Below are 26,237 nucleotides of genomic sequence, written 5' to 3' on the forward strand. Positions count from 1 at the left end.
CAATATTGCAAGGCGCAATATTACATCAAAGGGTGACACAGAAAGCAAAGATAAAGACGTAGGCCAAACAGACGCTGAACGTCGGTTTAAGCTAAAGCCCTATCTGTCCTGTGACCTGAGATTTTCAACACGCCTCATTTGTGAGCAATTATATAAAGCTCCAATGAATGATTGCGTATTTTCTCCCCCTTCGGTGGGTAAGACGTCGTCCGTTCTTACCACTCTCCAGATTTGTTATGTCTGACGTTTGATAAAGTAGTGCGCTATGAGCGTGATGCTAGCAAACACTACCAAACAACAGTGACATGTGTTTTTCAGTCCTTTTACCTGAGCGATTGGCAGGGTGGATGCGCCTTCGGTGGTCGTATGGCAGTTGTCAGTTTGTATCACCAATAGGGTTTGATACAAAATCTGTGCCGACAGACTCTCTCCTGAAAAACGCTTTTATTATGAAAGGTTCAAAGCGCTTTTACAAGTCATCACCGCCATTAAAACAAATAAATTTGGCAAAAATGTGTGCTCATTAGGACATTTGCTCACCAAAGACGCTTAGCAAGATAGTGTTTTTTATCTCTATCAGCCGTTTTGAGAATCAATAAAATGATGTATGGGCGCAAAAATTACCATAGCAACACGCAAAGCGACTACTGGTGTTTGCCTGAAATATGCTAACCTACGACCATAGTTTCTGATAGGTGGTTTTTATGCATTGCGATATTTATAAATTTCCCAAACATGACGACATGTATGTATATATTGCGCGCCCTGAATATCCTGATGATACCGATGAGATCAAAGATTGGCTTGGCGTACTGCCAAAGGACTTTCGTGCAGGGTTGGGCCGTAGCCAGTTTGTCATGCATCTTGATTTGGCGGCGACGCCCACTCTGGCGCGTGTTGATAAAGAAGAAGTACTGGCAAAGCTAGCGTCCCAAGGTTATTTTGTGCAGATGCCACCGCAAGATGTCATGCGCCGCCAAGCAGAGCTACGCGCTCGTGAAGCGCAGGACAATATCTACGACTAGATACATTTTACCACTAGATAACATTGACGATTGGTACGCTTATTGATAAGACGGTTGTGGCAAGATGATTGAGAGAATGGTCTTTACAATGCCATGGACAAAACACTCATGACACATTTGGTCACATGCATTTGGGTAGAAAGTCGTGATAAACTGACACCCCATGACATCCACATAAAAAAATACAGATAGAAACGCACATGATGTGTGCATCGATACTGTATTTGATCTTATTTTGGTACGACAGAACGCACCATACACTGCTAGGCACATAACGTGTCAACGGTGATAAACGCAGGTAGTGAAACACGTATGGATTGGTTAAAAAATATTTTGCACAGCTTACCATTAGAATCTATTAGTGACATTCTCGGTGAGATTGCTATTTGGTGGGGCCAAATGGTGAAAGATGTACCGCCCGCCGATTTGCCAATGTATGCGTATCTTGGTGGTTCCATTTTGGTATTGGTGTTATGGTTGCTAGTCGCTCGCATATTGCCAAAACCACTGGGCGGTATGAGTTGGATGATACTGTTTGCAGTGTTATTGGCACCCGGCACAGCGCTTGGTGACTCTAGTGAAATTGCACCAGCCAGTATCAGCGTCGTCTACGCTGTTATGATGAAGGACTTTGCAGGCGCGATTGCCAATATGCTGCCAATATTGGTGGTACTGGTCATCGGTTTGTTTATCGGTTTTATGTGGCAGCTGATACGCGGCGCATTCGCATCGAGCTTGGACAAAGCCCGCAGCCGTACGGCAGAGGATACGCAAGCGACAATGCAACTGACGACCGGCAGTTATTTGGCAGAAGGTTCTACGTTGACTGAGCAGTCTGATGATACGGCCCTAGCCGCTAAGCCTGAGAGCAGTAATACTAAAAGTCATGTTGACTTAAAAAAACAGAATGGCTTGTCTAAGAATACTGATGCTGACAATCGCTAAAACGCTGAAGTCTGTTTGTACGGTGTAATAAATAAGCAGGCGAGCCAGTAAAGTAATCGAGTAATGATAAAAAAAGACACCCATGCGTGTCTTTTTTTTATGCCAAATCGTCTGGCAACCTTATGAATTATTGAGAATTATGAGAGGCACCCAACCATTGCTCACAAAGGCGAACGCATGAGTATTTTGGCAATGCCTCAGGCTGTGCTAATCTAATTTATCTTTTATTCATTATCAAATTTTTAGTTCTACTTATTTATAACCATATATTCATAACAATTTATCTATAACAACAATCGAGACCTGATTATGAACAAGCAAACCTTTACCGGCACTCAAAATTATATCGCCACAGACGATTTACAACTGGCAGTGAATGCGGCCATGACATTACAAAAGCCGCTCCTTATCAAAGGTGAACCTGGTACGGGCAAAACCTTACTTGCCGAAGAGGTTGCTGAGAGTCTAGGGATGCCACTGATTACGTGGCACATCAAGTCGACGACTAAAGCCGAGCAGGGTTTATACGAGTACGATGCGGTATCGCGCCTACGTGACTCGCAGTTGGGTGATGACAAGGTTTATGAGATTGGCAATTACATCAAGCCGGGCAAGCTGTGGGATGCCTTCACTAGCACCGAGCGCAGCGTACTACTAATCGATGAGATCGATAAAGCCGATATCGAGTTCCCTAATGACTTGCTGCATGAGCTCGATAAGATGTCGTTTTATGTGTATGAGACGGGCGAGACCATTACCGCCGCGCAGCGTCCAGTAGTAATCATTACATCAAACAATGAAAAGAGCTGCCCGATGCGTTTTTGCGTCGTTGCTTCTTCCATTACATCGACTTTCCAGAAGAGCAAACCATGCGCCAAATCATAGAGGTGCATTTCCCCGATATTCAGGAAAAATTGGTCAACGACGCGTTGGATATATTCTACAAGCTGCGCAATATCCAAGGCCTTAAAAAACCACCATCAACGTCTGAATTGGTCGATTGGTTGACGTTATTGCTCGCTGATGACATGGCGCAGGATGAGTTAGAAGAAAACTTACGCGGCGAAAAATCCATTCCGCCATTATACGGTGCATTGCTGAAAAACGAAGCCGATGTGAATTTACTACAGCGTTTTGCCAATATGATGCGTCGTTAAGCGCGTCTAAGTGTTCAGTGCTTTTTTTGTTTTACGTCAATCAGTGGTGCGTCTCTTATGTTCATAAAACTATTCTATACCTTGCGGACTTACGGCGTACCAGTCAGTACGCGTGAGCTGCTTGATCTTAATGCCGCGTTAGATAAGGGCCTGATGATGCAGCCGCATCCTGAAGATCCAGCACTGGCGACTTTTGCGAGCCGTGAGGATATGTATCGGCTGATTCGGCTGTGCATGGTCAAAGACGAGCGCCATTTTGATAAATTTGATCGGGCAATGGCAGACTATTTTGAAGGGGTGGATAGCCTTGATATGGATGCGCTGTTGGCTAAGCTGACCGATGTGCTTTAAAGAATGGCTCGATCTAAAGCTCGATCCAAAAACTTAACCGAAGAGCAAAGACGCCTGCTCAAAAATACGGCTCGCTTGAGGAGCTGATGAAAGCGTTAGAGGAGCGGTTACAAGAGCAAAAGAGCGTCACCAAGGTGGTAGTAAATGGGTGGGGACAGGTGGCACCTCGCCATTTGGTGCTTATGGCGACCATCCAGAAGGGGTGCGCGTCGGCGGTGAATCGCGTAAACGTAGCGCGGCGAAAGTCTGGGAGCAGCGTAAATATCGCAATCTTGATGATGATAATCAACTTGGTACCCGCCAAATCCAAATGGCACTACGCAACCTACGTCAGTTTGCGCGCACAGGCAGCGCTGACGAGCTCGATATTCATGAGACCATTAAACGTACTGCCAAAAGGGCGTGCTTGACATACATATGCAAGCCGAGCGCCGCAACCGTGTCAAAGTATTAATGCTATTTGACGTAGGCGGTAGTATGGATATCCATGTTGAAGCACTTGAGAAATTGTTCTCTGCGGCAAAGAATGAATTTAAAACATTAGAGTTCTTTTATTTTCATAACTGCCTATATGACTATGTATGGAAAGACAATAATCGTCGCCATAGCGCACTGATGCCAACGTTTGAGCTACTCAATAAATATGGGCGCGAGTATCGCGTCATCTTCGTCGGTGATGCATCGATGTCGCCCTATGAGCTGATGACCGTGGGCGGTAGTGTCGAGTATATGAACAATGAAGCCGGTATTGTATGGCTAAGGCGTGTACTTGATCATTTTGATAAAGTGGCGTGGCTCAATCCTGAAACCCCAAGCTATTGGCAGTACACGCAAACCATCGTTGAGATCAAAAAGCTATTCGAAGATAAGATGTATCCGATGACCTTGCATGGTGTTGAGGAAATGACCCAGTACATGGCGCGGTAGTATTAGTCTACATTGGACGAGTAATATGAAAAAGCACTTAAGACGATGTGATCGTTTTAAGTGCTTTTTTATGTTAATTTAAATGCTTTTTTATGTTAAGTAGTGCCAATTTTGAGAAGGCATATTAGTGACAAATGCTATGGTGACGATAGATGCTAGCTTTTGTTTTCAACCAGTCCAATCATTACGCCCATCTCTTTTTTGTCTTGCTTATCGATACTGGGTGCATACAGTGCTGAGGCAATGCCGCCATCCAAAAACAGCGCATTTGGACAATCTAACTCGTCTTTGAATAGAGTCGCAAACTGATAAAACGTCACAGGCTCATCTGTATTGACGAATTGTATGCTGCCATCGTCACAAATGCCTGCACCATTACGCAGTTTGATGGAGGTACTATCAGGATTGAACTCGGGATGTATCTCATCATTGATGACTAGCATAGGACCAGATTGCGTCGCATACCAAGGCTGTGCGTTGCCATTGTTTATCTGTTCATCTAAAGCGTGGCTTTCGGTGATTTGTACGTGACCAGTTTTGTCCCACCACATAACGCCATTGGGTAATAAATGAAAATTGCCACCACCTTCTTTTAGATTGAGCGATTTGACTTCTTTGCCTTTGATGACGGTGTAACCAATTGGTGCATAGTTTTCGTTGTACATTCCTGCATTCATGGCAAAGTTTAGAGTTTCAGTCTTTGGTAAAGTAGATAGCAACGTATCAAAGGTTAGTAGTGATTGGTCATTAGAGGCTTGCCAAAACAGCTGCAGTGAATAACGATCGCTTGTTAATCCACTTGCATCCACGCGGCACACGCTATAAGTAAATGGCGAGTCTTTTGTCTGACATGACCAGTTGTCTGTGTCGCTATTGACAGTCTCAGTATTGGTCTGCTGGCAAGCGCTAAGGCCAAGCGCAAGCACTATCAATGATAACAATAAGGTCAAAATGGAGGTTGGCATCAATCACACGTCTTTTAACATAGTGGTATTTGTGGTTTGCTACTGATTCATATATAAATCTTGGGTACTCGCTTTTAGTCGCTACTGGGCGGATAGTCACGGAAGGTGTTATTCACATTGCCGATGAGCTGCCCGCCATCGGTTGTGATCGTATGATCGGTGCTGTAGGGGGAGCTGTATCCAGCGCGATGTTCGGTTGGTGCGCCAGTCTCTTTACCTTTATCACGAGAGTCTTTGTTATAAGCAATGAGCGCATCATTATTGGCTAAGAAACTATCAGGATTGGCCATCACCCACATTTGATTGAAAATATCCGCACGCGCGCTATTATCAAGTAATGCGCCCTTATCCGTAAAGTAGAAAAACTTAGACAGTAGCTTAATCTGCCCGTCATCTAGACGGCGGGCGATATGATAAGGTTGTAGCTGACTCGGATGCTGTAAGCCCACCGCGCCGACGATACTGGCCAATGATTTGAGTGTGTTTTTATGGAAGCTTGCCACACGCTCTGCTTTGCTAGGGACATCGAGCGCCTTTTGACGGTAAGGGTCTTGGGTAGCGACGCCCGTTGGGCACGTATTGGTATGGCAAGAGCGCGACTGAATACAACCAACCGCAAACATAAAGCCACGCGCCGAGTTACACCAATCGGCACCTAGCGCAATCATCCGTGCAATATCAAACCCTGAGACAATCTTGCCACTGACGCCAAGTCTGATCTTGTCACGAATGCCTGCACCGACCAAAGTATTGTGAACAAGCAAAAACCCTTCGACCATCGGCATGCCGACATTGTCCATAAACTCAACAGGCGCCGCACCTGTACCGCCTTCGGCACCATCAATAACAATAAAATCAGGATAGTTGTCCGTCTCGATCATGGCTTTGACAATCGCCATAAACTGCCAAGGCTGACCCACGCATAGCTTGAAGCCAACAGGCTTGCCACCAGATAATTCGCGTAGCTGCTGCCAAAAGGCGACAAGCTCACGCGGTGTACTAAACGCGGTGTGCGAAGCGGGCGAAATACAGTCTTGACCCGTCGGCACTTGGCGAGTATCGGCAATCTCTTGAGTGATTTTGCTCGATGGCAACACGCCGCCTTTACCCGGTTTGGCACCTTGCGACAGCTTGATCTCGATCATTTTGACTTGTGGATCGACAGCTTTTTCGGCGAAAGACTGTGGGTCAAAATTGCCTTCGGCATCACGGCAGCCAAAATACCCTGTACCTAACTCCCAAATCAGATCACCACCGAACTTACGATGATAAGGGCTGATCGCGCCTTCGCCCGTATCATGTGTAAATCCGCCTATTTTTGCGCCTTGATTGAGTGCCATAATGGCGTTTGCGGACAGACTGCCAAAACTCATCGCGGAGATGTTGAATACCGACATATCATGCGGCTGCTTACAACGCTCGCCGCCAACAGTGATACGAAAGTCTTTGTTTTCTAACGGCTGGCTAACGGCGGATTGCAAAAACCATTCTTTACCATGAGTATAAAGATTGTCTAGCGTACCAAACGCATTGGTATCGCTGACGTTCTTTGCCCGCTGATACACTAGCGCGCGCTGCTGGCGTGAAAATGGCACCTGCTCTTTGTCATCTTCAAGCAAATACTGACGAATCTCAGGACGAAAATCCTCTAGTACGTAGCGTATATGTCCTGCTATCGGGTAGTTTTTTAGCACTGAATGCTTGGACTGAATCAGATCATAAATACCGAGTCCTACGCCAAAACCTCCAATCACAATTAGCCAACCGTGCATCAGCAGCAATCCGGCTAATAATAGACAAATGGCTGCACCCAGTGTGCTATAGCGCAGCAGCAGCCCGACAAAAATACGGCGAGCTGGTTTTGGGTTCAGGGTTCAGATTGGTACGGGATTCAGGCATAACGAGGCTCAACAGTCACTGTAAATATAGATAATACGTTCAAATTTGTCGCGTACATCATACACTGATGCTATCGCCAAGTCGGTATCATTGGGTAACAGTATACTAATGCTGGCAAATTTTAGCAGGTGATTCTGACTAATATTTGCTCATCCTCTATAGCATCAAACGTGATCGCAACGGGTAAAAACTGCTCAATGAGCCATGCTTGGGTTTTGCTATGCTCGCTAATAACCCGCGCGCTAAACGCACCGCCGCCTGCTAAGGCTAACGGTAATAGCAGCTGATCGGTCAAATATTCATCAATCAGCGCATCGGTGTCAAACAAATAACGCTTTACTAAGCCTGACAAACGACCACCTATCTTTTCTGCTGAGCTGCGTTTTTCTCCTAGTAATGTAAATATTTCAGAGTGATATTCTTTGTGATTTTGGATACTAATACTCTCGTGAGTGACTTTTGCATAGCAGGTATTGCCTTCACCAATGCCGTATAATTTATTACCGCGTGTTGTGATAAGCGCCTCATCCATACCCGCTTCAATCAACGCGGCTTTGGCGCTGGCAAGCTCACGCAGGCAGATATCGTATTCTAGATTGAGCACGCTTGCGACCAGCTCCGTGCTGACAAGCTTACCGCGTTCCGTGAGGTCTAATCGTGAAGCATTAGCACGGCGCACAAATGGCGCAACAGTTGCTTTAATCGCGCCGCCGCCGATAGGGGCAAAGCCCGCTTGCACGCACTCAATCTCGACCTGCATGCCGAGCTTGGCAAGTAGCGGCACAAAGGCGTGCTGCAAAAAGTCGGTGGTTGGCGCTAACGGATTGTGCGTGCCGCCTATGATGGTAACGGTGGACTTGTTGCTTGAGTCAGCATTGGCAGAGTAGGGCAGGCAGTAGCGTCTGTAACACCAGACTGGTACTGCCTGCCGAGCCGATATCGAAGGTATAATCGCCCGCTTGCACGGTGCTTGGCGTAAAGGTGAACGCCATACTACCTAAATGAGCGCCCGATACGCTAGCGTTTGATATCTGTTGTGACGCTTGTACACATCAAATGCTGACGCATCAATCCGGGTTTGGCGCGTCCAGCACGAATATTGGTGATTTCAATCGGTGTGCCTGTGAGCATCGATAATGACAGTGCCGTACGAATGATTTGTCCACCGCCTTCGCCTGTGCTGCCGTCGATTTTTAGGGCTTTACGTGTTGATGCTGGCATGATAAATGTCTTTATGATTTGTAAGACTATTGATTGGTAGTGTCGTTAATGGGCATAATAAAATGCTTCCCAATACTTTTCGGGTCGCATTTAAAATAAGATTGAAACCGACTGTCAGTGTCTGGTGGTAAGGTCTAAATGGTGCATTGTGCCAAGTGCCATGTGCGGGGCATAAGTGGTAAAAAATGCGCCTGCCCACAACGCGTAGCAGCCACGACAGTATATTTTCAACCCCCTGCTGTGGGTCGCGGGGTCTGACACTCGCCCAGTCGATTTCAAAGGGTGGTCTGTCCATTATCAGACAGACAAAGCTAAAAAAGGTTTAATGAGCTAGGTAAGCGCCTAGTCCACAAGGTCAATTTGCCAGTTGTTGGCTTGAATGACAATGTTAAGCTGACGTAGCTTCATGGCAATATCGTCCGCCTGCTTTTGCAATGCGCCGACCGAGACCATCACTTGCCATTTAATCTCACGCGGGCTATAGCGATCGACCTCGGTTTCGGTCGCGGCTATCGACTCGGTCAATAGCTTGTGGCGCATCTCAAGGGTGTCGCGCTCAACGAGCAGCGCCAGCATCGATTGATTGTTGTCCGTCAGCGCCACCGCGTTGGTACGCTGGATACGGGCGATAAGCGCGGACAGCTCGGTAATCAGCTGGCTTGCGTCCATCAATAGCTGATTGGGGTCTTCGCTTGGCGTATCGCCATCTTGGACTTTTACATTGCTGCGAATGCGTCCTTTGATTTGCGCCAGCTTTTTTTGCATATCACTGCGGATAAGTAGGGCTTCTGCGAGTTTCATTTTAGTTTTCCTTAAATTCTATTTTTCATTCTAATGAAATGTTTCATAAATGAAGAGGTTATTTCAAGGATAAACTCAACTTCTTCTTCGATAACTTGAGAGTCATGTTTGACGTAATCGTTTTGATACTTAGTAAAATAATCAATTAGCTTTACAAACATATTTACTAGTTCTCGGGAGCCATTATTCCTCTTAATAAATGTACCAATATCAGTAAGCTGATTTTCTAAAGACTTGGAATTTCCTAGTATTTCTTTTACTAATAGCTCTAACGATAGTCGAAGGTCATCTAACAAGTTTCTCTCAAATATATTTCCTTTATATTTTTCTAAAGCATAGTTATATTGTTCTAGGGATTTAGTATAGTCATCTAACCAAAATCTAGTTTCATCTACTAAAATTTCATTGACCGTGTCTATGTCAGTATTCAAACCTTTAAAGCGTGTCAACAGCTTGATCTTAAGATCTCTAACTTCAGGTAAGTCTTTAATTTCCGGATGCTCGCAAAGTTCTTTTATGATTTTAAATTGTTGTTTAGGGTTAAACGAGCTTAAGTTTTTCTTTAAGGCATACCTTTTATTAGGTGTGGATACTGTAAAGGGATAACTTGTATAAGGAATATCAGTGTTATAGTCAACTGCGTATGCTGCAAATAAACTAGCAATTTTAGAGCCTGATAAGCCTTTCTCGGTGCTACCTAGAATATCACCTGCTGTTTCAATAAATGTCTGGGGAATCATATTTAGCCTTATTTTTGGATTAATTAATATAGGTTAAAGTAATATAATTAACTGATTTTTTTAAATATTTTGGTTTAACCCTTCACACAAACCACTTGCCGCAAGGTATGTACCACTTCCACCAAGTCACTTTGTGCGCTCATCACGTCTTCAATATTTTTGTACGCCGCTGGGATTTCGTCAATCACGTTTGCGTCTTTACGACATTCTACGCCTTTGGTTTGGGCGATTTGGTCATCAATAGTAAAGACTTTTTTCGCCTCAGTGCGTGACATCACGCGACCTGCGCCATGCGAGCAAGAGCAAAACGATTCTTCGTTGCCTTTACCTTTGACGATAAAGGATTTTGCGCCCATCGACCCTGGGATGATGCCGTATTCGCCGACGCGTGCGCGCACTGCGCCTTTACGCGTGACAAAGACTTCCCTCGCCGTAGTGCTCTTCTTTTGCCACATAGTTGTGGTGACAGTTGACCGCTTTTACCGCAGCATCGAACGGTTTTGGCACGATGGTGCGTAGCGCTTGGATGGCTTTTTCCATCATGATTTCGCGGTTTTTAAAGGCAAAGCGCTGCGCCCAGCCAACCGCAAACCAATAATCGTCAAAATGTTCAGTCCCCTCAGCAAAATACGCCAAATCTTTATCAGGCAGGTTAATAAACCATTTGCGCATGTCCTCACGCGCCAGCTCAATAAAGTAGCGCCCGATGGCATTGCCCACGCCGCGTGAGCCTGAATGCAGCATAATCCACACCTGATTGGTCTCATCAAGGCACACCTCAACAAAGTGATTGCCTGTACCCAGAGTGCCCAAATGCTTTAGATTGTTGGTGTTTTTTAGTTTGGGATGCTTTTGGGTCAGATAATTAAAATCATCGACCAGCGTACCCCAGCCATTCATCACGGTATCATCAGGGTTCGCCCACGCGCCCACGTCACGGCGCGAGCCGCGACCGCGTGTCTTGCTGCGTCCATGCGGAATGGCTTTTTCCAGCTCGGTGCGCAGACCGTGCAGGTTGTCGGGCAAATCATCTGCGGACAGCGTGGTCTGCACCGCCATCATGCCGCAGCCGATATCCACGCCGACCGCTGCTGGGATAATCGCTTCTTTGGTCGGCAGCACCGTACCGATGGTCGCACCGATACCGACATGGACATCAGGCATCACCGCGAGCCACTTATAAATAAAGGGCATCTGTGAGGCTTTAATCAGCTGGTCGTGGGCTTTTGGGTCGACAGGCACGCCTTTGGTCCATAGGCGGATAGGGGTGCCACCGTCTTGAATGATATTGTGATTGATAGGCTGCATAGTGTCTCCTTAGTTTTTTATAAAAATGTTCTGTCTGTACTTTATATACTGCTAAGGGTGTGCCAGTTTTTGGGAAAGATAGTTTTTATTTTTATAAGCATTTGATATTGAATAATAAAAACATTTTAAATTCTTTTTTTATAAAAAAATGGACTTTAATCAAGTAAATAAAAATATAATTTATTCTATAAATATAGCTTTTATTCTATAAAGGAATTGTGTGTAATGGTGAAGGTTCAATATAAAACAAAGCATAACGTTGTCTCTAACAAACGCTTATTCAGCATGGCGATTTTACTAGGCGTGAGCATCAGCAGTTGTTTTGCTGCGCCGTCTTTGGCATCGCTACGCGGCAATTATCAGACCTCGATACAAGTTGCGCCCACCATGCAAATGCCATTGCCCAAGCCGCCCGCAGCCCTATTTGACAGCGTGCGCTATGACAGTGACGGCATGTCGCTCGCCGCCTTTGTCACGCCCGATCCAAACGATGGCGACAAGCATCCTGCTATCGTTTGGATAACGGGCGGTGAGTCCAACACGCTGGCGGACTTTTGGCGCAAAGGCTCAAGGCAAAATGACCAAACCGCCAGCCCATATCGTGATGCTGGCGTGATCATGATGTTTCCCACCTTGCGCGGTGGCAATGACAATGCGGGCAATATCGAAGTGAATTATGGTGAAGTCGATGATGTCATCGCGGCGGCAGAATATTTGGCGACCCTGCCATATGTCGATAGCAGCCGTATCTATTTGGGCGGGCACAGTACGGGCGGCACGCTCGCGCTATTGGTCAGTGAGGTGGCGAGCAGCACGCATCCTGAGTTGTTTAAAGAAGTGATTAGCTTTGGCGCTACGCAAGAGACGATGTTTTTGCAAGAGGTTGACTTTACTGGTGATGAGCAACGCGAAATGGATTTGCGTGCGCCTGCAAACTGGACGAATGATATTCGCATGCCGACGTGGATTATTGAGGGCAAGCGTGACGGTAACTATCGCGACCTAAAGCCGATGTGTGATAAGAACAAAAGCCCCATGCTGCACTGTGCGTTTATTGCACGGCACGAGCACTTTAGCGTGCTGTATCCGTTGAATCGTCACCTTGCGCAGCAGATTATGGCAGACGAGCCGTTGTCTATTGACAGTATGAAGTCGTGGGCAATCAAAAGTAACATCAAAACCAATAAGCCAAGCGCATTATTATGAGTAAAAGCAACATGATTAAATGTCATAAAACCGCCGTTATCGGCTTTCTCGGTACGACCTTGGACAACGGCTTTAATGACAAACGTTGGCAGCGCTGGCGGCCGAGCGTCAGCCTGTGCCTGCATGATGACCTGCTGGTCGATGAGCTGCATATCCTCTATAGCAAGCGCGACAAGCGACTGTTCAACGTCATCGTTGATGATGTGGCGCAGGTCAGCGCCAATACCAAAGTCATTGGGCATCGGGTGACGCTGGCGAGTCCGTGGGATTTTGCCGATGTCTATGCTGAGCTGTATGACTTTGTCACAGGCTTCGCCTTTCGTGAAGACACAGACTATCTGCTGCATCTGACCACAGGGACGCATGTGGCGCAGATTTGCTGGTTTTTGCTGGTTGAGGCGGGGTTTTTGCCTGCCGATTTGATTCAGACCTCGCCGTGTCCCAAGCCTGACCAATACGACCCACAAGGGCGCTATCAAGTCATTGATTTGGACGTGTCGCGTTATGACAGTTTGCGCGCGCGTTTTGAGGCCGAAAAAGCCCAGCATTGGCAAACCTTACAAGCCAATCTTGTTACCCAAAACGCCGCCTATCAACAGCTGATTGCTGATATTGAAAAAGTCGCCACGCGCTCCAACGCGCCGATTTTATTGATGGGCGCGACAGGGGCGGGCAAGTCGCAACTGGCAACGCAAATCTATACGCTCAAGAAAAACAAAGCCAACAACAAACAGGCACTCGGCGCGTTCGTCGAAGTCAACTGCGCCACCTTGCGCGGCGATACGGCAATGAGCGTGCTGTTTGGTCATGTCAAAGGCGCGTTTACGGGCGCGGCGTCGAGCCGTGAGGGGCTACTCAAATCAGCGGACGGTGGCTTGCTGTTTTTGGATGAAATCGGCGAGCTGGGGCTGGACGAACAGGCGATGCTCTTGACTGCGCTTGAGGCGCAGCGCTTTTATCCGCTCGGTAGCGATACGCCCATTGATGTGTCGTTTCAGCTGATGGCAGGGACGAATAAGGATTTGCGCCAAGCGGTCGCGGACGGCGAATTTCGTGCCGACTTGTTTGCGCGTCTGAACACGTGGACGTTTTTTTTACCGTCGTTAAAAGACCGTATCGAGGACTTACCCGCCAATATTGATTACGAGCTGGCGCGTCTGGGCAGCGAGCAGCAGTACCAGTACCGCTTTGAGCCTGAGGCGCGTGCGTACTTTGAAGACTTTGCCATGAGTTCTGAGGCGACGTGGCAGGGCAACTTTCGTGATTTAAGCGCCAGTATGACGCGCTTAACGACATTGTGCGAGGGCAAAGTGATTCGTATGCCCGATGTTAAGGCAGAAATCACCCGCCTTAAGCATCTGTGGGCATTACCTAGTAGCGCGCAACATCAAGTGGACAAGGCGGATACGCCCAGCCTAACTGAGCAGCAAGCGCACGCAGATACGGTGCTGAGCCGCCATCTATCAAGCGACGACAAAGACGCGCTCGACCCGTTTGATGCGGTGCAGCTGGCGTATGTGATTGAGGTCTGCTATCAGCACAGCAGCCAAGCGGCGGCAGGGCGCTATCTGTATGCCAACTCCAGAAACCAGCTAAAAAGTAACAATGACAGCGACCGACTGCGGAAGTATCTGCTAAAGTTTGGGCTGAGGTTTGATGGATTAAAACGATAATATTAAAAAGGAGAGGATATGAATAACACAGGATTTGTCGCAGGAACGCTCGTTCATACGGATAAAGGGTTAGTGCCGATTCAGGATATCAAAGTGGGCGATCTTATTTTATCAAAGCCTGTACTCTCTAAGCCCGAAGGTGGGGTCGGTGATATCGAGTACAAACCCGTACTTAGCACCTTTAAATCACCCAATAAGAAACGCATCTTTAAAGTTGAGTATTTTAATGAGACCGCTGATGCGCGAGGAGAAGAGGGTAGCAATTATATCTTATGCACCAGCAATCACCCATTTTGGGTAAAAAGAAATCCTGAAGATTTAGAGGGTGAGTGGTTATCGGCGGAGCGCTTGCCAGCTGGATATCTAACCTCTGCTCATGGCGATACGATTGCGCTTGATGATTACTCGTTCATCCCTGTGCGTACCTTGCCGAACTTCCCTGAAGGCTGTGCCTATCTACAAAGTATACAAGATAAAGACTTTTGGGAGGAAGATGGTCTGGTTCAGTTTGTGAAGTTTTCAGATAGTGGCTATCAGTATGTGAGCTTGGCGGATACAAAAGAAGCATTTGAGCATGAGATTAAAACATTGAACTGGAAAACCTCTGATGCTAAGTTGCTTATCAATCAAAAAGCCCCCTTCTTAGTTGACTCGGAATTATATAAAACTTTGAACATTCGCTTAGCACAAGATACGGCTCCTCATTCTCATTCAGTAGAAAGCTATATAGAATTTGTCAACGCACCTTTAATGTTTAATGGCAAGGGTAGTAAAAGACAATAAGATTTCTGATGAATCTCTATACAAAAAAAGCAGTAAGTAATCTTAGAAAATATGGCAATGCAACGGGTTTAACAGAGGAAAGTATCCATGAGCAAATGGAGAACTACTATGACGCTTGCCCGAACCCCTACGAGGACTATGTTTATAATATAGAAGTCGCTGATACACATACCTATTTTATAGGAGAGCAGGCTATATGGGTACATGACGCCAGTTTAAATAGCTAACCATATCAATAATAAAAAAAGGAAAACTCATGAATAACACAGGATTTGTCGCAGGAACGCTCGTTCATACGGATAAAGGGTTAGTGCCGATTCAAGATATCAAAGTGGGCGACCTTATTTTATCAAAGCCTGTACTCTCTAAGCCTGAAGATGGTAGCGGTGACATAGAGTATAAGCCTGTGGTCAAGACCTTTGTGCATGAAGACAAAGAGATGTGGATCGTGCGTTTAGAGAAAAATCTTGAGAAGTTTAATAAAGATCGAGAGATGGTTGATTATCAAACATACAAGTCAGCTAGTCGCTTTAGTAGTTTTCTAGCGACGCTCAATCACCCTGTTTGGGTAGTCGGTGCCATGGAAAACCCACAGGAAGATATTGAGTTCTATGACCAGCCCTCACTTTAAACGTGTGGATGAACTACAGCAGTATGAAATTGCTGTGAATACCGATGGCGTAATGTATACCGTTGAGCGTGTGCAACCTACCTATCAAGTCGCTAATGATAATTTAGAATTCAATCCAAATTATTACTGGTATCAAAAACATTATCATGAAGACTACTACGATGATTATGTACAAGATGCCGAAGCGCATATGCTCGACTACAGCGAAGTAGAATATAAGGGTATGGGATATGTTGATGACATTAGCTTTTATCAGGAGAAAGGCTATTTGGGCCAACATATTGAAGATAATGGAGGCACCATGCGGATGTTCAATCAATTGACCAACGCGCAAGGTGAACACATTTTATATCAGGCAACCGTCTATAACTTTGAGGTGGCAGACAACCATACCTACTTCATTGGTCGCGTAGGACTATGGGTACATGACGCCAGTTTAAATAGCTAACCATATCAATAATAAAAAAAGGAAAACTCATGAATAACAGAGGCTTCGTTGCAGGCACGCTCGTTCATACGGACAAAGGTCTAGTACCGATTCAAGATATTAAAGTCGGCGACCTCATTTTATCAAAGCCTGTATCCTCTAAGTCTGAAGATGGTAGTGGTGATATAGAGTACAAACCCGTACTCAGCACTTTTAAATCACCCAGTAAGAAACGCATCTTTAAAGTTGAGTATTTTAATGAGACCGCTGATGCGCGAGGGAGAAAAGGGTAGCAATTATATCTTATGCACCAGCAATCACCCATTCTGGGTAACTCGCCAGCCTAAAGATTTAGAGGGTGAATGGCTATCGGCGGAGCGCTTGCCAGCTGGATATCTAACCTCTGCTCATGGTGATACGATTGCGCTTGATGATTACTCGTTCATCCCTGTGCGTACCTTGCCGAACTTCCCTGAAGGTACAGCTTATACTCAAAGTATTGAGGAACATGACTTATGGGAGACAGACGGTCTGGTTCAGTTTGTGAGATTTACGGATGATGGCTACCAGTTTGTCAGTTTAGCCAATACAGAAGAAGCGTTCAAAGAAGAGATCAAAACCGTTAATATGCAAACTTCCGATGCCAAGTTGGTTATTAATGAAAGGGCTGAACCGCCCCGACTATATCGGAGAGTGATTTACTTGAGTCAGGCAGCGATGCCTGACAGGGTTAAATTATCGTAATACCGCTTTTCAAACTCAAAAGGTGACACATAACCAATCGTGCTATGCAGACGTGTTTTATTAAACCAGTCCACCCATTCAAGGGTTGCCAGTTCAACATCATTAACGCCAGTCCAATTCTCCTTTAAATAGTCAATTACCTCAGATTTATACAGCCCGTTAACCGTTTCAGCCAGTGCGTTATCGTATGAATCACCAGTCGTGCCGACCGAGGCAATGATGCTAGAGTCCTTCATCTTATCAGTATAACGAATGGATAAGTACTGAACCCCGCGATCACTGTGATGAATCACATCTTTGGGGTTGTTCCTGTCTGCTATCGCCTGATTTAGCGCAGCCATAACCATATCCGTGTTCATGCGATTAGATACTTTCCAACCGACAATGCTACGGGCAAACACGTCAATAATAAAAGCGGTATATACCCAGCCGCTAGTTGTTTTTATATAGGTGAAGTCAGCTACCCATAGCTGATTAGGACGATGGGCATTAAAATTACGATTAATCAGGTCATCAGAGCATTTTTGGTCATCACGGCTATTGGTGGTGATCTTGCCCTTACCGCGCCAGATGCCTTGCATACCATACTGCTTCATTAAACGCTCTACCGTACAACGAGCCACATGAATACCATCTGCCTTCATCTGCTGCCAGACTTTACGAACACCGTAACGGCATTTACTGTCCTGCCAGATGCGTTTAATCTCGTTGATATAATAATCGTCATGCTGCTGACGCAACGAGCGCTTTTCAGGGTAACTCTCCAAGTCTTTAGTACGGTGGTAGGTTGATGGGGCAATCGGTAGTACTCTACAGATTGGCTCGATCCCGTATTTCTGCTTGTGATCATCGATAAATGTGACCATTATTTCGGTGGACGGTCGAGCTCCGCCTGGGCGAAAAAAGCGGCTGCCTTACGTATGATCTCATTGGCCTGTTTGAGTTCTTTGTTCTCACGTTCAAGATCTTTAATACGTTGCTCTTGGCTTTGAGCTTGTACCGATGCAGGGATAGTTTGATCTATATGCTTCTTGTGCCATGAGCGCAGGGTTTCAGGCGTGCAGCCAATCTTAGGGGCAATGGCTTGAATGGCTGCCCATGTGGAGGGATAGTCGTTTGCTGCTTCGATCAGCATACGGACGGCGCGTTCTTTAATCTCAGGAGTGTAGGTTTGTCTTTTCATTGTCGTATTCTCTCAGAATGTTAAGTCTCCGACAATACCGGGGCGGTTCAGGCACCTTTATTGTAGACCCTGAGCTTTATAAAACATTGAATGTGAGGTTTAGTCAAGATAAAGATCCTGCTACACACACAATTGGTAAGTTTATAAAAGAAATGTATTCGCCTTTAATTTTTGATGGAAGGGTAGTCAAGGGATAACAGTATTGGTGATGAAAAGTTATTTGAAAAGGCTCTAGCTAACATTGAAAGATATGGTAATGCAACAGGATTGTTAGAGAGCAGTATTCACGAGCAGATGCAACGCTATAACGATGTCTGTCCTAACCCTTATGAGGATAATGTCTATAATATAGAAGTGGCAGATCATCATACATATTTTGTTGGACACGATGCGGTGTGTGTAAACGCTACAAACTCGTAGGCATCATCCATGCTAACCTAACCCAAAACCACAATAACAATAATAATAGGAAAACGCATGCCCACCGACACCCGCCCGATTCTCGTCTTTGATGTTAATGAAACCTTGCTCGATATCAGTACCCTTACGCCTTTATTTAGCCGCCTTTTTAATGATGGCAGCATACTGCGCGAATGGTTCGCCCAGCTGGTGCTGTACTCGCAAACCCTGACCTTATCAGGACTGTATACGCCGTTTGGTGAGATTGGGGTCGGCGCGCTGCGGATGGTTGCTGATATTCATGGCGTTGAGATTGCCGATGCCGATATTGACGAGCTAAAGACGCGCATGGGCAAGATGCCCGCGTATGCCGATGTCGTGCCCGCGCTGACGCTGCTTAAGGAGGCAGGCTTTCGACTGGTGACCTTGACCAATTCAGAGTCCAGCGAGTCACCGCCACCGCTAGAAAAGGCGGGGTTGAGCGAATTTTTGAGCGCTCATTTCATATTGAGGCGGTGCGTCAGTTTAAACCCGCACCTGCGACTTACAATCTGGTCGCCGAGGCACTGTCCGTGTCCACATCCGAGCTGTGTTTGGTCGCTTGCCATCTGTGGGACACGATAGGCGCGCAGGCAGCAGGCTGTCAGGGCGCGTTTTTATTGCGTCCGCACAATGCGTTATTGCCCGCCAACCACGTACCAACGCCCGATTATATGGCGGATGACTTACGCACATTAGCGCAGCAAATCATTACGCAAAACACCGACTCATAACGCCCAAAAGAAACATCAAACAAGCCACCCAAGCAGGTGGCTTTTTTATGTCTGATAAAACAGTTGGGTGTGAGGCCGCTTATAAAACTAGTGCTTTAGCAGTAGTAGGCTTCTTTGTCTTTTAGCGCGTCTTGCAAATAAGCAACCAATAATTTGAGCTTTTGATCGGGCTGTTTTGATTTGGGATACACCGCAAACATCCCCATACGCTTGCGGGTAAAATCTTGCAAAATTTGGGTTAAAGTCTGGCGCTGAAAGGCTTTATACACTAGTGCTTGCGGCAAAAAGCAATGCCCAAATCACTCAGCGCAGCATGTTTGATCGCGCTTAAATGATTGCTATGAAAGCGGCCACTGACGGGCAGCAGCAGCTCAGCACCATCCCTCATATAACGGCCACAAGTCGCTACTGGTGTTATCAAATTTATAGATGAGGCAATCATGATTTTGCAGTTGGGCGGGGGTTTGCGGCGTACCATATTTGTTGAGGTAATTTTGGGTGGCGCAAATCACCCATTGACTGTCTATCAGGCGTTTGACAATCAAGGAGGAGTCTCCAAGCTCCGCCGTTCGGATGGCCAAATCAAAGCCATCTTCGACCAAATCAATCAAACGGTTGGTGATGTATAGCTCTACGGTTATCTCAGGATATTTTTTACAAAATTCAGCGATAGCCGTGCTGAGTAGTAAGTCAGAAGAGACCACAGGGGCGGTGACGCGGATATGGCCTTTCATGTTTTCGCCATAGCCGATGACAGTATTTTCCGCTTCTTGAATGGCAAGCTGAGCCAATTTGGCTTTGTGATACAGCGTTCGGCCGGCATCGGTCAAGCTGAGTTTTCGGGTGGTTCGGTAGAGCAATTGTGCATTTAAGTTGGCTTCTAGGCGCGCGATACGTTTGCTCACTACAGAATTGGTCAGCGCCAGTTTGTCAGCAACTTTGGAAAAGAGCCTTCATCGACCACCAAAACAAACAAAACCATGTCATCAGCTTTAATCATACCGATTCTCTAATCAGGGTAATATATTTCGTATTATAGCAAAAAGGAAAATAACCTTGTCTGATCATGCCGTTTATCTTTGCACTTGTAAAGCGTAGAATTAGAGTGTGTGAATTCTACCCTAAGCACAATGAGGCTGTTAATCTGAGCGATTGAGTGTTTGTATGTAAGGACTGTGTTTAAGGGCGGCGTTTAAGAGTGGTGTTCAAGGATGCACAGACGATAACAGGGAGAGGGAATTTTGAATCAGACTGTCTATGGGTTACTTGCCCTATTGCCAATCATACTCAGTGGCATATTTCTTATTGGTCTACAATGGTCGGCCAAAAAACCATGCCGATCATTTTGGCGGTGACTGCCGCGCTCGCACTTTTATTTGGGACATGACGTTTAACCGCGTGTCGTCCTCTATTCTTCAAGGGACCGTGATTACGATATCGGTATTGTGGATCGTATTTGGTGCGCTGTTCTTATTAAATACTCTAAAACACACGGGCGCTATAGCAGTGATTCGCGCAGGTTTTATCAACGTATCGCCTGACCGCCGAGTGCAAGCCATCATCATTGCATGGTGTTTTGGTACGTTTTTGGAAGGTGCATCGGGCTTTGGCACACCGGCTGCAATTGCGGCACCGCTGCTGGTCGCGATAGGGTTTCCTGCATTGGGTGCGGTGCTTATGGGGATGATGATCCAAAGCACGCCCGTATCGTTCGGGGCGGTCGGTACGCCGATTGTTATTGGGGTGAATAAGGGTCTAGATACCGTGGCCATCAGTGCGCTGCTGGCGCAAGAAGGCATGCAATGGGAAGAATTTTTACAACTGATTACCACCCAAGTGGCGATCATTCACGGTGTGATTGGGACGTTTATGCCGCTGCTGATGGTGATGATGCTCACCCGCTTTTTTGGTAAAAATAAAAGTTGGAAAGAAGGCTTAGCCATTTGGCCCTTTGCCATCTTTGCAGGGTTGGCCTTCACTGTACCTTACACTTTAACGGGTATTTTCTTGGGTCCTGAATTTCCATCGTTGATTGGTGGACTGGTCAGTGTCGCGATTGTCATTCAGGCGGCTAAAAAGGATTTTTGGTACCAAAGACCACGTGGGACTTTGAAGCCAAAAGCAGCTGGCCAAGCGATTGGATGGGTAAACTGGTGGTCAGCAAAGAAGATGTGGCCACCCCAGCAGGCAAGACCATGTCTACGCTGATGGCATGGTTTCCCTTACTTGCTAGTGGCGCTGCTACTGGTGTGTTCGAGAATGTTTGCTGACTTTAAGGACTTGCTCAGCAGCGCCACGCTAGACTTTAATACGATTTTGGGCGAGGCCGATATCAGTGCAGGTTTTAGTCCTTTATACTTGCCCGGCGGCCTGTTGTTAATCAGCGCCTTAATCGCAGCTTTTGTGCAAACTAAAAATCCAACGCGTGCGCTGGGTGATGCTTTGAGCGAATCAAGCAAAACCGTCTTAAGCGCTGGGTTTGTGCTTATTTTTACCATCCCTATGGTGCGGATTTTTATCAACTCTGGGGTCAATCTATCCGATGTCGCGAGTATGCCAGTTGCCAGTGCTGAGTTGTTTGCAGGCACGTTTGGCAGCGCCTTTCCGCTGATCAGCTCAACCATCGGTGCCCTAGGTGCGTTTATCGCAGGCTCGAATACCGTGTCAAACATGATGTTTAGTCAGTTCCAGTATGAAGCGGCTATGAGCTTGCACATATCTCGCCCTCACTCATCATCGCAGCACAAGCGGTTGGCGCCGCGGCGGGTAACATGATTGCCATTCACAATGTGGTGGCCGCATCAGCAACCGTTGGGCTGCTTGGGATGGAGGGCGCGACGCTAAGACGCACCATCTTACCAACCATCTATTATGTGTTGTTCAGTGGCATCATCGTTATGGCAGCCATTTATCTCTTTGGCGTTCAAGGACCGCTAACCTTATGAATGCACAGTAAAAAAAAGAGCAAGTAATGAACCGTTATCGATCGACCGCCTCCTATACAAGCCAGCTACCATCAGATCAGGTGTTGGTTAAATTAACCAAAATACTGGGCGCCGCCAATATACAGGCAGATCCAGCTAAAAATGAGCACTACCGCATGGGCTGGCGCTCAGGCGGCGGTAGCGCGCTGGCAGTGTTGTTTCCGCAAACGCTGCTTGAAATTTGGCAATGTCTGGAAGTGTGTGTTGAGGGCAACTGTATCATCATCATGCAGGCGGCCAAAACAGGTCTGACAGAAGGCTCAACGCCCAGCGGTGATGACTACGACAGACCCGTGGTAGTGATCAATACACTGGCGATAAATAAGTTGTATTTGATCAATGATAATGAGCAAATTATCAGCCTACCGGGTACGACTTTGCATCAACTGCAAAACGAGTTAAAAGCGGTCAATCGAGCGCCGCACTCGGTGATTGGCTCATCGACTTTGGGCGCGTCAATCGTCGGCGGTGTCTCCAATAATTCAGGCGGCGCGCTGGTCAAACGAGGCCCTGCTTACACGGAGCTGTCGCTGTTTGCTCAGATTAATGAACACGGTCAGCTGGTATTGGTGAATCATTTAGAGGGTTGAATTGGGCGATACGCCCGAAGAAATCCCTCACCAATTTACAAAACGGCTATTTTGACAAGTCACAGTTATCCCAAAGCAACAAACTGGCCTCAGACAAAGAGTATGTCGCCCGAATACAGGATGTCAATGCCGACACGCCGAGCCGCTTTAATGCGGATAAGCGCAGGCTGTATGAAGCCAGTGGCTGTGCAGGCAAGTTGGCCGTTTTTGCCGTTCGTCTGGATACATATCCCACCGCAACCAAAGAGCAAACCTTTTATGTCGGTAGCAATAGTGTGCAGGAGTTGGCACTACTGAGACGACAAATACTATCGAGCTTTAAAAACGTCCCTGAAGTGGGCGAATATATGCACCGCGATATATTTGATGTGTCTGCCAAGTACGGCAAAGACACCTTTTGAGCATCAAGCATCTGGGTACCAATGCTTTGCCCAAGCTGTTTTCTATCAAAGGCAGTATTGATGCCAAACTGAGTAAATGGTCATGGGTGCCCAATCATTTGACCGATAAAGTCATGCAAATGATCGCCCAAGTATTGCCGCAGCATTTGCCCAAGCGCATGCTTGAGTACCGCAACCAGTATGAGCATCACCTGATTATCAAAATGAGCGATGATGGCATCTATGAGGCGCAGTCTTTTTAGAGTCGTTTTTGCAGATTCAGAAACGGGCAGTTATTTTACCTGCACGCAAGCTGAGTCAGACAGCGCCTTTTGCATCGCTTTGCTGCTGCAGGGGCCGCCATACGTTATGAAGTCATGCATGAAGAGACCGCCGGAGAGATACTGGCGCTCGATATTGCTATCCCGCGTAACACGCTTGATTGGCTGGAAAATTTGCCTGAGAGCATCACTCAGCACTTAGAAAAAAAGCTGTATTACGGTCACTTTTTTTGTTATGTGTTTCATCAAGATTATATTTTAAAAAGGGCAGTGATGCCAAGCAGGTCAAAAAGATGATGCTTGAGCTATTAAACAAGCGCGGTGCCAAATACCCTGCTGAGCATAATGTCGGCCACTTATATGAAGCCGAACCTGACTTGCAGCAATTTTATGAGCGCCTAGATCCTACCAATACTTTTTAACCCTGGTATCGGTCAAATGCCAAAAACCAAACGCAACTGCGCGTGCTGTTTATAGCCATTTATAATGGTGATGAAACTTGAAGTGACAGTCGCTTACTTTTACGCATCACCACCGCCAATCCGCTCCGCCAATGCCTGCAATTTTGGCACTATGATTGCCGCATAGTCGTCCGCTTCCCAATTAGCGCTTGGTACACTGGCATTGAGCGAATAGGCGTATTGCCCAGTCGCGACATCATAGACGCCCACCGCGACTGCCAAGATATCAGTAGAGAACTCCCCATCAGAGACGGTATAGCCGTACTGCTCATAGTGCTGGGCTGCTTGAGTGAGCGCTGACTGTGCGTGAATGTAATCTTCATCAGATAAATTCTCTTTCAAATTGCTAATAATCATTGCCTGTCTCGCTTGAGAGCTTACTGCATAAAAAGCCCGTCCAATGGCAGTACGTGCCACCGGCACCGCTGAGCCAACCTGCAAGTTGACCGATAGGCGTGCAGGACTACGACAGCAGGCGTGATAGCGCATCTCTCCTCCAACTTCGGTCGCTAGATTTACCGATACCTCATTTTCGCTAGCGAACTGCCGTAATAGTGGCTCAGCATAGGCCACCATGTCATGACGACTCCATGCGGTCGCACTGAGACGTACTGCACTACTGCCCAGTTGATACTGTCCGTGCTCATTAGTACGCAAAAACCCAAGCGTGGTCAAGGTATGAATCAGGCGACTAATGGTCGCTTTTGGCAGTTTGGTCATCTGACATAGTTGCTGATGGGTAAGGCGCTCATGGTGTTCAAAGGCAGCCAGTATAACCAATCCACGACCTAGTGCCGTCACAAACTGTCGGTCATTATCATCCTTGCTTTGACCCATCAGGTGATCCATTCGTTCGAGTAGTGAAATAGCTGCCGATGTAGATGTTGTCATTTTATCTCCATTTCCCTTAATGATTATCTCTTTTGATGCCTATTTTTTAATAAAGGTTTACAGGACGGCGAAAGTTTGTTTAAATAGTTTTATATTATGAAACAAAGTTTCGCATAGCGGAATAACAAAGTCAATAACTTGTTAAACCAAATATGTATCAACCACTATTCGTCAGTCAGGATGACTGATATCAAGGAGAGACATATGGCAACATCGACCAGCCCACGCTTTGATTGGGAAGATCCTTTCTTATTACGCGACCAGCTCACTGAAGAAGAGCGCATGGTCACCGACAGCGCCCGTCAATTTTTTCAAAAGGAATTGATGCCCGGTATTATCAATGCCAACCGTAATGAGCATTTTGATCGTAATATCATGCGTCAAATGGGTGAGATGGGTCTGCTTGGCGTGACCATCGAGGGCTACGGCTGCGCAGGTCTATCGAGTGTGGCTTACGGTCTGATTGCCAAGGAAGTGGAGGCGGTTGACTCAGGCTACCGCTCAGCGATGAGTGTGCAGTCAAGCCTTGTGATGCATCCAATCTGGGCATATGGCACTGAAGAGCAAAGAGAAAAATATCTGCCAAAACTTGCCACAGGTGAGTACGTCGGCTGCTTTGGTCTGACTGAGCCTGATTCGGGTTCTGATCCTGCCTCAATGTCGACACGTGCGCGTGCCGTTGATGGTGGTTATGAGCTGACGGGTAATAAAATGTGGATTACCAACAGTCCTATCGCGGATGTGTTCGTGGTCTGGGCAAAAGATGATGCAGGCGAGATTCGTGGTTTTGTCTTAGAAAAAGGCATGAAAGGCCTATCTGCGCCGAAAATCGAAGGCAAGTTCTCACTACGTGCTTCGGTCACCGGTGAGATCGTCATGGACAAAGTGTTCGTTCCTGAAGCCAATGCTTTCCCAGATATCCGCGGTCTAAAAGGGCCGTTTGGCTGCTTGAATAAAGCGCGTTATGGTATCGCTTGGGGCAGTATGGGCGCGGCAGAGTTTTGCTGGAAAGCGGCGCGTCAATACACGCTCGATCGCAAGCAGTTTGGTCGTCCGCTTGCTGCAACACAGTTGGTGCAGTTAAAGCTTGCCAATATGCAAACCGAAATCAGCTTAGGTCTACAGGCCGCGCTACGTGTCGGTCGTTTGATGGATGAAGACAACGCTGCACCTGAGATGATTTCGCTCATTAAGCGTAATAACTGCGGTAAAGCGCTCGATATCGCTCGTATTGCCCGCGATATGCATGGTGGTAATGGTATCTCTGATGAGTTCCACATCATCCGTCACGTGATGAACTTGGAAGCCGTCAATACTTACGAGGGCACGCATGATATTCATGCGCTTATCTTAGGCCGTGCACAGACAGGCATTCAGGCGTTCTTTTAATTGCTTTTAGCTAAGAATATTTAACAAAGTTGTACTTCATGACGTACGTTACTGCTTGGCTTTTTATCAAAAGAGTATCGACAGTGGCGTACGTTTTTCAGTT

The 26,237-nt window shown here is 46.6% G+C and carries 26 protein-coding genes, 5 pseudogenes, 2 riboswitches and 1 other annotated feature; of the genes and pseudogenes, 20 read left to right on the forward strand and 11 right to left on the reverse strand.

What is annotated here, in order from left to right; genetic code table 11:
* Nucleotides 1-93 precede the first annotated feature (93 nt).
* A riboswitch (glycine riboswitch) is annotated at nucleotides 94-239 on the reverse strand.
* Nucleotides 240-305: 66 nt separating this feature from the next.
* A riboswitch (glycine riboswitch) is annotated at nucleotides 306-444 on the reverse strand.
* A 260-nt stretch (nucleotides 445-704) separates the two neighbouring features.
* The 4 genes and pseudogenes from PKHYL_RS05870 to PKHYL_RS05885 all read left to right on the forward strand — a co-directional run bounded on the left by PKHYL_RS05870 (nucleotide 705) and on the right by PKHYL_RS05885 (nucleotide 4,405).
* Complete coding sequence (locus PKHYL_RS05870; RefSeq protein WP_071001878.1) at nucleotides 705-1,025, forward strand: YcgL domain-containing protein; 321 nt, start codon at nucleotides 705-707, stop codon at nucleotides 1,023-1,025.
* 276 nt (nucleotides 1,026-1,301) lie between these two features.
* Entirely contained in the window at nucleotides 1,302-1,970 is a 669-nt protein-coding gene (locus PKHYL_RS05875) for a hypothetical protein (protein ID WP_227674256.1), read from the forward strand.
* 309 nt (nucleotides 1,971-2,279) lie between these two features.
* Nucleotides 2,280-3,127, forward strand: a pseudogene (locus PKHYL_RS05880) (AAA family ATPase).
* Nucleotides 3,128-3,184: 57 nt separating this feature from the next.
* A pseudogene (locus PKHYL_RS05885) lies at nucleotides 3,185-4,405 on the forward strand (vWA domain-containing protein).
* Between the two features lie 155 nt (nucleotides 4,406-4,560).
* Here the strand turns inward: PKHYL_RS05885 and PKHYL_RS05890 are convergent.
* From PKHYL_RS05890 to PKHYL_RS05915, 7 genes and pseudogenes are all read right to left on the reverse strand, one after another.
* Complete coding sequence (locus PKHYL_RS05890; protein WP_071001875.1) at nucleotides 4,561-5,370, reverse strand: phosphodiester glycosidase family protein; 810 nt, start codon at nucleotides 5,368-5,370, stop codon at nucleotides 4,561-4,563.
* Nucleotides 5,371-5,444: 74 nt separating this feature from the next.
* On the reverse strand, nucleotides 5,445-7,142 hold the full coding sequence (locus tag PKHYL_RS05895) for an FMN-binding glutamate synthase family protein (RefSeq protein WP_240366203.1): 1,698 nt from the start codon (nucleotides 7,140-7,142) through the stop codon (nucleotides 5,445-5,447).
* A gap of 248 nt (nucleotides 7,143-7,390) precedes the next feature.
* The gene (locus PKHYL_RS05900; protein WP_442966145.1) at nucleotides 7,391-8,221 is read right to left on the reverse strand and encodes an RNA 3'-terminal phosphate cyclase; all 831 of its coding nucleotides are present in this window, start codon (nucleotides 8,219-8,221) and stop codon (nucleotides 7,391-7,393) included.
* A pseudogene (locus PKHYL_RS18600) lies at nucleotides 8,139-8,490 on the reverse strand (RNA 3'-terminal phosphate cyclase). The gene PKHYL_RS05900 and the pseudogene PKHYL_RS18600 overlap by 83 nt, the downstream one beginning before the upstream one ends.
* A gap of 342 nt (nucleotides 8,491-8,832) precedes the next feature.
* Nucleotides 8,833-9,291: a DIP1984 family protein gene (locus tag PKHYL_RS05905; RefSeq protein WP_071001872.1), complete on the reverse strand. Its 459-nt coding sequence runs from the start codon at nucleotides 9,289-9,291 to the stop codon at nucleotides 8,833-8,835.
* An 11-nt stretch (nucleotides 9,292-9,302) separates the two neighbouring features.
* On the reverse strand, nucleotides 9,303-10,031 hold the full coding sequence (locus tag PKHYL_RS05910) for a hypothetical protein (RefSeq protein WP_071001871.1): 729 nt from the start codon (nucleotides 10,029-10,031) through the stop codon (nucleotides 9,303-9,305).
* A 74-nt stretch (nucleotides 10,032-10,105) separates the two neighbouring features.
* Nucleotides 10,106-11,339, reverse strand: a pseudogene (locus PKHYL_RS05915) (RtcB family protein).
* A gap of 285 nt (nucleotides 11,340-11,624) precedes the next feature.
* Between PKHYL_RS05915 and PKHYL_RS05920 the strand changes: the two are divergent.
* The 8 genes from PKHYL_RS05920 to PKHYL_RS05955 are packed head-to-tail and all read left to right on the forward strand — an operon-like array spanning nucleotide 11,625 to nucleotide 16,803.
* The gene (locus tag PKHYL_RS05920) at nucleotides 11,625-12,545 is read left to right on the forward strand and encodes an alpha/beta hydrolase family protein (RefSeq protein ID WP_240366204.1); all 921 of its coding nucleotides are present in this window, start codon (nucleotides 11,625-11,627) and stop codon (nucleotides 12,543-12,545) included.
* Nucleotides 12,546-12,556: 11 nt separating this feature from the next.
* Entirely contained in the window at nucleotides 12,557-14,218 is a 1,662-nt protein-coding gene (gene rtcR / locus PKHYL_RS05925) for an RNA repair transcriptional activator RtcR (protein WP_071001868.1), read from the forward strand.
* Between the two features lie 18 nt (nucleotides 14,219-14,236).
* Nucleotides 14,237-15,001, forward strand: a complete 765-nt coding sequence (locus PKHYL_RS05930; RefSeq protein WP_240366205.1) for a hypothetical protein — start codon at nucleotides 14,237-14,239, stop codon at nucleotides 14,999-15,001.
* Nucleotides 15,002-15,009: 8 nt separating this feature from the next.
* Nucleotides 15,010-15,228, forward strand: a complete 219-nt coding sequence (locus PKHYL_RS05935) for a hypothetical protein (protein ID WP_240366206.1) — start codon at nucleotides 15,010-15,012, stop codon at nucleotides 15,226-15,228.
* A 29-nt stretch (nucleotides 15,229-15,257) separates the two neighbouring features.
* Nucleotides 15,258-15,632 carry a Hint domain-containing protein gene (locus tag PKHYL_RS05940; protein ID WP_240366207.1) on the forward strand — a complete coding sequence of 125 codons (375 nt, stop codon included), beginning with the start codon at nucleotides 15,258-15,260 and terminating at the stop codon, nucleotides 15,630-15,632.
* A complete protein-coding gene (locus PKHYL_RS05945) occupies nucleotides 15,613-16,080 on the forward strand; it encodes a hypothetical protein (protein ID WP_240366208.1) in 468 nt (155 codons plus the stop codon). The genes PKHYL_RS05940 and PKHYL_RS05945 overlap by 20 nt, the downstream gene beginning before the upstream one ends.
* Nucleotides 16,081-16,109: 29 nt before the next feature.
* Nucleotides 16,110-16,352, forward strand: coding sequence for a Hint domain-containing protein (locus PKHYL_RS05950; RefSeq protein WP_240366209.1), 243 nt, complete (start codon nucleotides 16,110-16,112; stop codon nucleotides 16,350-16,352).
* Nucleotides 16,330-16,803, forward strand: a complete 474-nt coding sequence (locus PKHYL_RS05955) for a hypothetical protein (RefSeq protein ID WP_240366210.1) — start codon at nucleotides 16,330-16,332, stop codon at nucleotides 16,801-16,803. The genes PKHYL_RS05950 and PKHYL_RS05955 overlap by 23 nt, the downstream gene beginning before the upstream one ends.
* Here the strand turns inward: PKHYL_RS05955 and PKHYL_RS05960 are convergent.
* A protein-coding gene (locus PKHYL_RS05960; protein ID WP_442966124.1) for an IS3 family transposase occupies nucleotides 16,767-17,986 on the reverse strand; the annotation gives its coding sequence in 2 pieces (ribosomal slippage) (nucleotides 16,767-17,710 and nucleotides 17,710-17,986; 1,221 coding nt in all). The genes PKHYL_RS05955 and PKHYL_RS05960 overlap by 37 nt on opposite strands.
* Nucleotides 17,595-17,711: a sequence feature (AL1L pseudoknot), on the reverse strand. (Overlaps the previous gene by 117 nt.)
* A gap of 477 nt (nucleotides 17,987-18,463) precedes the next feature.
* On the opposite strand from PKHYL_RS05960, the gene PKHYL_RS05965 reads away from it, so the two are divergent.
* Together PKHYL_RS05965 and PKHYL_RS05970 are read left to right on the forward strand one after the other, a co-directional pair.
* A complete protein-coding gene (locus PKHYL_RS05965) occupies nucleotides 18,464-19,009 on the forward strand; it encodes an HAD family hydrolase (protein ID WP_240366212.1) in 546 nt (181 codons plus the stop codon).
* A complete protein-coding gene (locus PKHYL_RS05970; RefSeq protein WP_240366213.1) occupies nucleotides 18,958-19,158 on the forward strand; it encodes a hypothetical protein in 201 nt (66 codons plus the stop codon). Before PKHYL_RS05965 ends, PKHYL_RS05970 begins: the two co-directional genes overlap by 52 nt.
* Nucleotides 19,159-19,253: 95 nt before the next feature.
* Here PKHYL_RS05970 and PKHYL_RS05975 read toward each other — a convergent pair whose 3' ends face one another.
* Together PKHYL_RS05975 and PKHYL_RS05980 are read right to left on the reverse strand one after the other, a co-directional pair.
* On the reverse strand, nucleotides 19,254-19,442 hold the full coding sequence (locus PKHYL_RS05975; RefSeq protein ID WP_240366214.1) for a hypothetical protein: 189 nt from the start codon (nucleotides 19,440-19,442) through the stop codon (nucleotides 19,254-19,256).
* Between the two features lie 87 nt (nucleotides 19,443-19,529).
* Nucleotides 19,530-20,063 (reverse strand): LysR family transcriptional regulator, encoded by a 534-nt coding sequence (locus PKHYL_RS05980; RefSeq protein ID WP_240366215.1) that lies wholly within the window; start codon nucleotides 20,061-20,063, stop codon nucleotides 19,530-19,532.
* 385 nt (nucleotides 20,064-20,448) lie between these two features.
* Here PKHYL_RS05980 and PKHYL_RS05985 point away from each other — a divergent pair, with 385 nt between their 5' ends.
* The 5 genes and pseudogenes from PKHYL_RS05985 (at nucleotide 20,449) to PKHYL_RS17270 (ending at nucleotide 23,815) form a co-directional block, all read left to right on the forward strand.
* Entirely contained in the window at nucleotides 20,449-21,366 is a 918-nt protein-coding gene (locus tag PKHYL_RS05985) for an L-lactate permease (RefSeq protein WP_240366216.1), read from the forward strand.
* Between the two features lie 51 nt (nucleotides 21,367-21,417).
* Nucleotides 21,418-21,933, forward strand: a complete 516-nt coding sequence (locus tag PKHYL_RS05990) for an L-lactate permease (RefSeq protein WP_269778269.1) — start codon at nucleotides 21,418-21,420, stop codon at nucleotides 21,931-21,933.
* Nucleotides 21,930-22,103 carry an L-lactate permease gene (locus tag PKHYL_RS17260; protein ID WP_269778270.1) on the forward strand — a complete coding sequence of 58 codons (174 nt, stop codon included), beginning with the start codon at nucleotides 21,930-21,932 and terminating at the stop codon, nucleotides 22,101-22,103. The genes PKHYL_RS05990 and PKHYL_RS17260 overlap by 4 nt, the downstream gene beginning before the upstream one ends.
* Before the next feature lie 26 nt (nucleotides 22,104-22,129).
* A complete protein-coding gene (locus tag PKHYL_RS17265) occupies nucleotides 22,130-22,732 on the forward strand; it encodes an FAD-binding protein (protein WP_269778271.1) in 603 nt (200 codons plus the stop codon).
* A 275-nt stretch (nucleotides 22,733-23,007) separates the two neighbouring features.
* Nucleotides 23,008-23,815 (forward strand): annotated as a pseudogene (locus PKHYL_RS17270) (hypothetical protein).
* A gap of 99 nt (nucleotides 23,816-23,914) precedes the next feature.
* On the opposite strand, the gene PKHYL_RS06000 reads toward PKHYL_RS17270, so the two are convergent.
* Nucleotides 23,915-24,745 (reverse strand): IclR family transcriptional regulator, encoded by an 831-nt coding sequence (locus tag PKHYL_RS06000; protein ID WP_223335235.1) that lies wholly within the window; start codon nucleotides 24,743-24,745, stop codon nucleotides 23,915-23,917.
* A gap of 204 nt (nucleotides 24,746-24,949) precedes the next feature.
* Between PKHYL_RS06000 and PKHYL_RS06005 the strand changes: the two genes are divergently transcribed.
* Complete coding sequence (locus PKHYL_RS06005) at nucleotides 24,950-26,134, forward strand: acyl-CoA dehydrogenase (protein WP_223335234.1); 1,185 nt, start codon at nucleotides 24,950-24,952, stop codon at nucleotides 26,132-26,134.
* The last annotated feature ends 103 nt before the right edge of the window (nucleotides 26,135-26,237 follow it).

The organism is Psychrobacter sp. KH172YL61 (assembly GCF_007182895.1).
In the GTDB taxonomy this organism is placed as follows: domain Bacteria; phylum Pseudomonadota; class Gammaproteobacteria; order Pseudomonadales; family Moraxellaceae; genus Psychrobacter; species Psychrobacter pacificensis.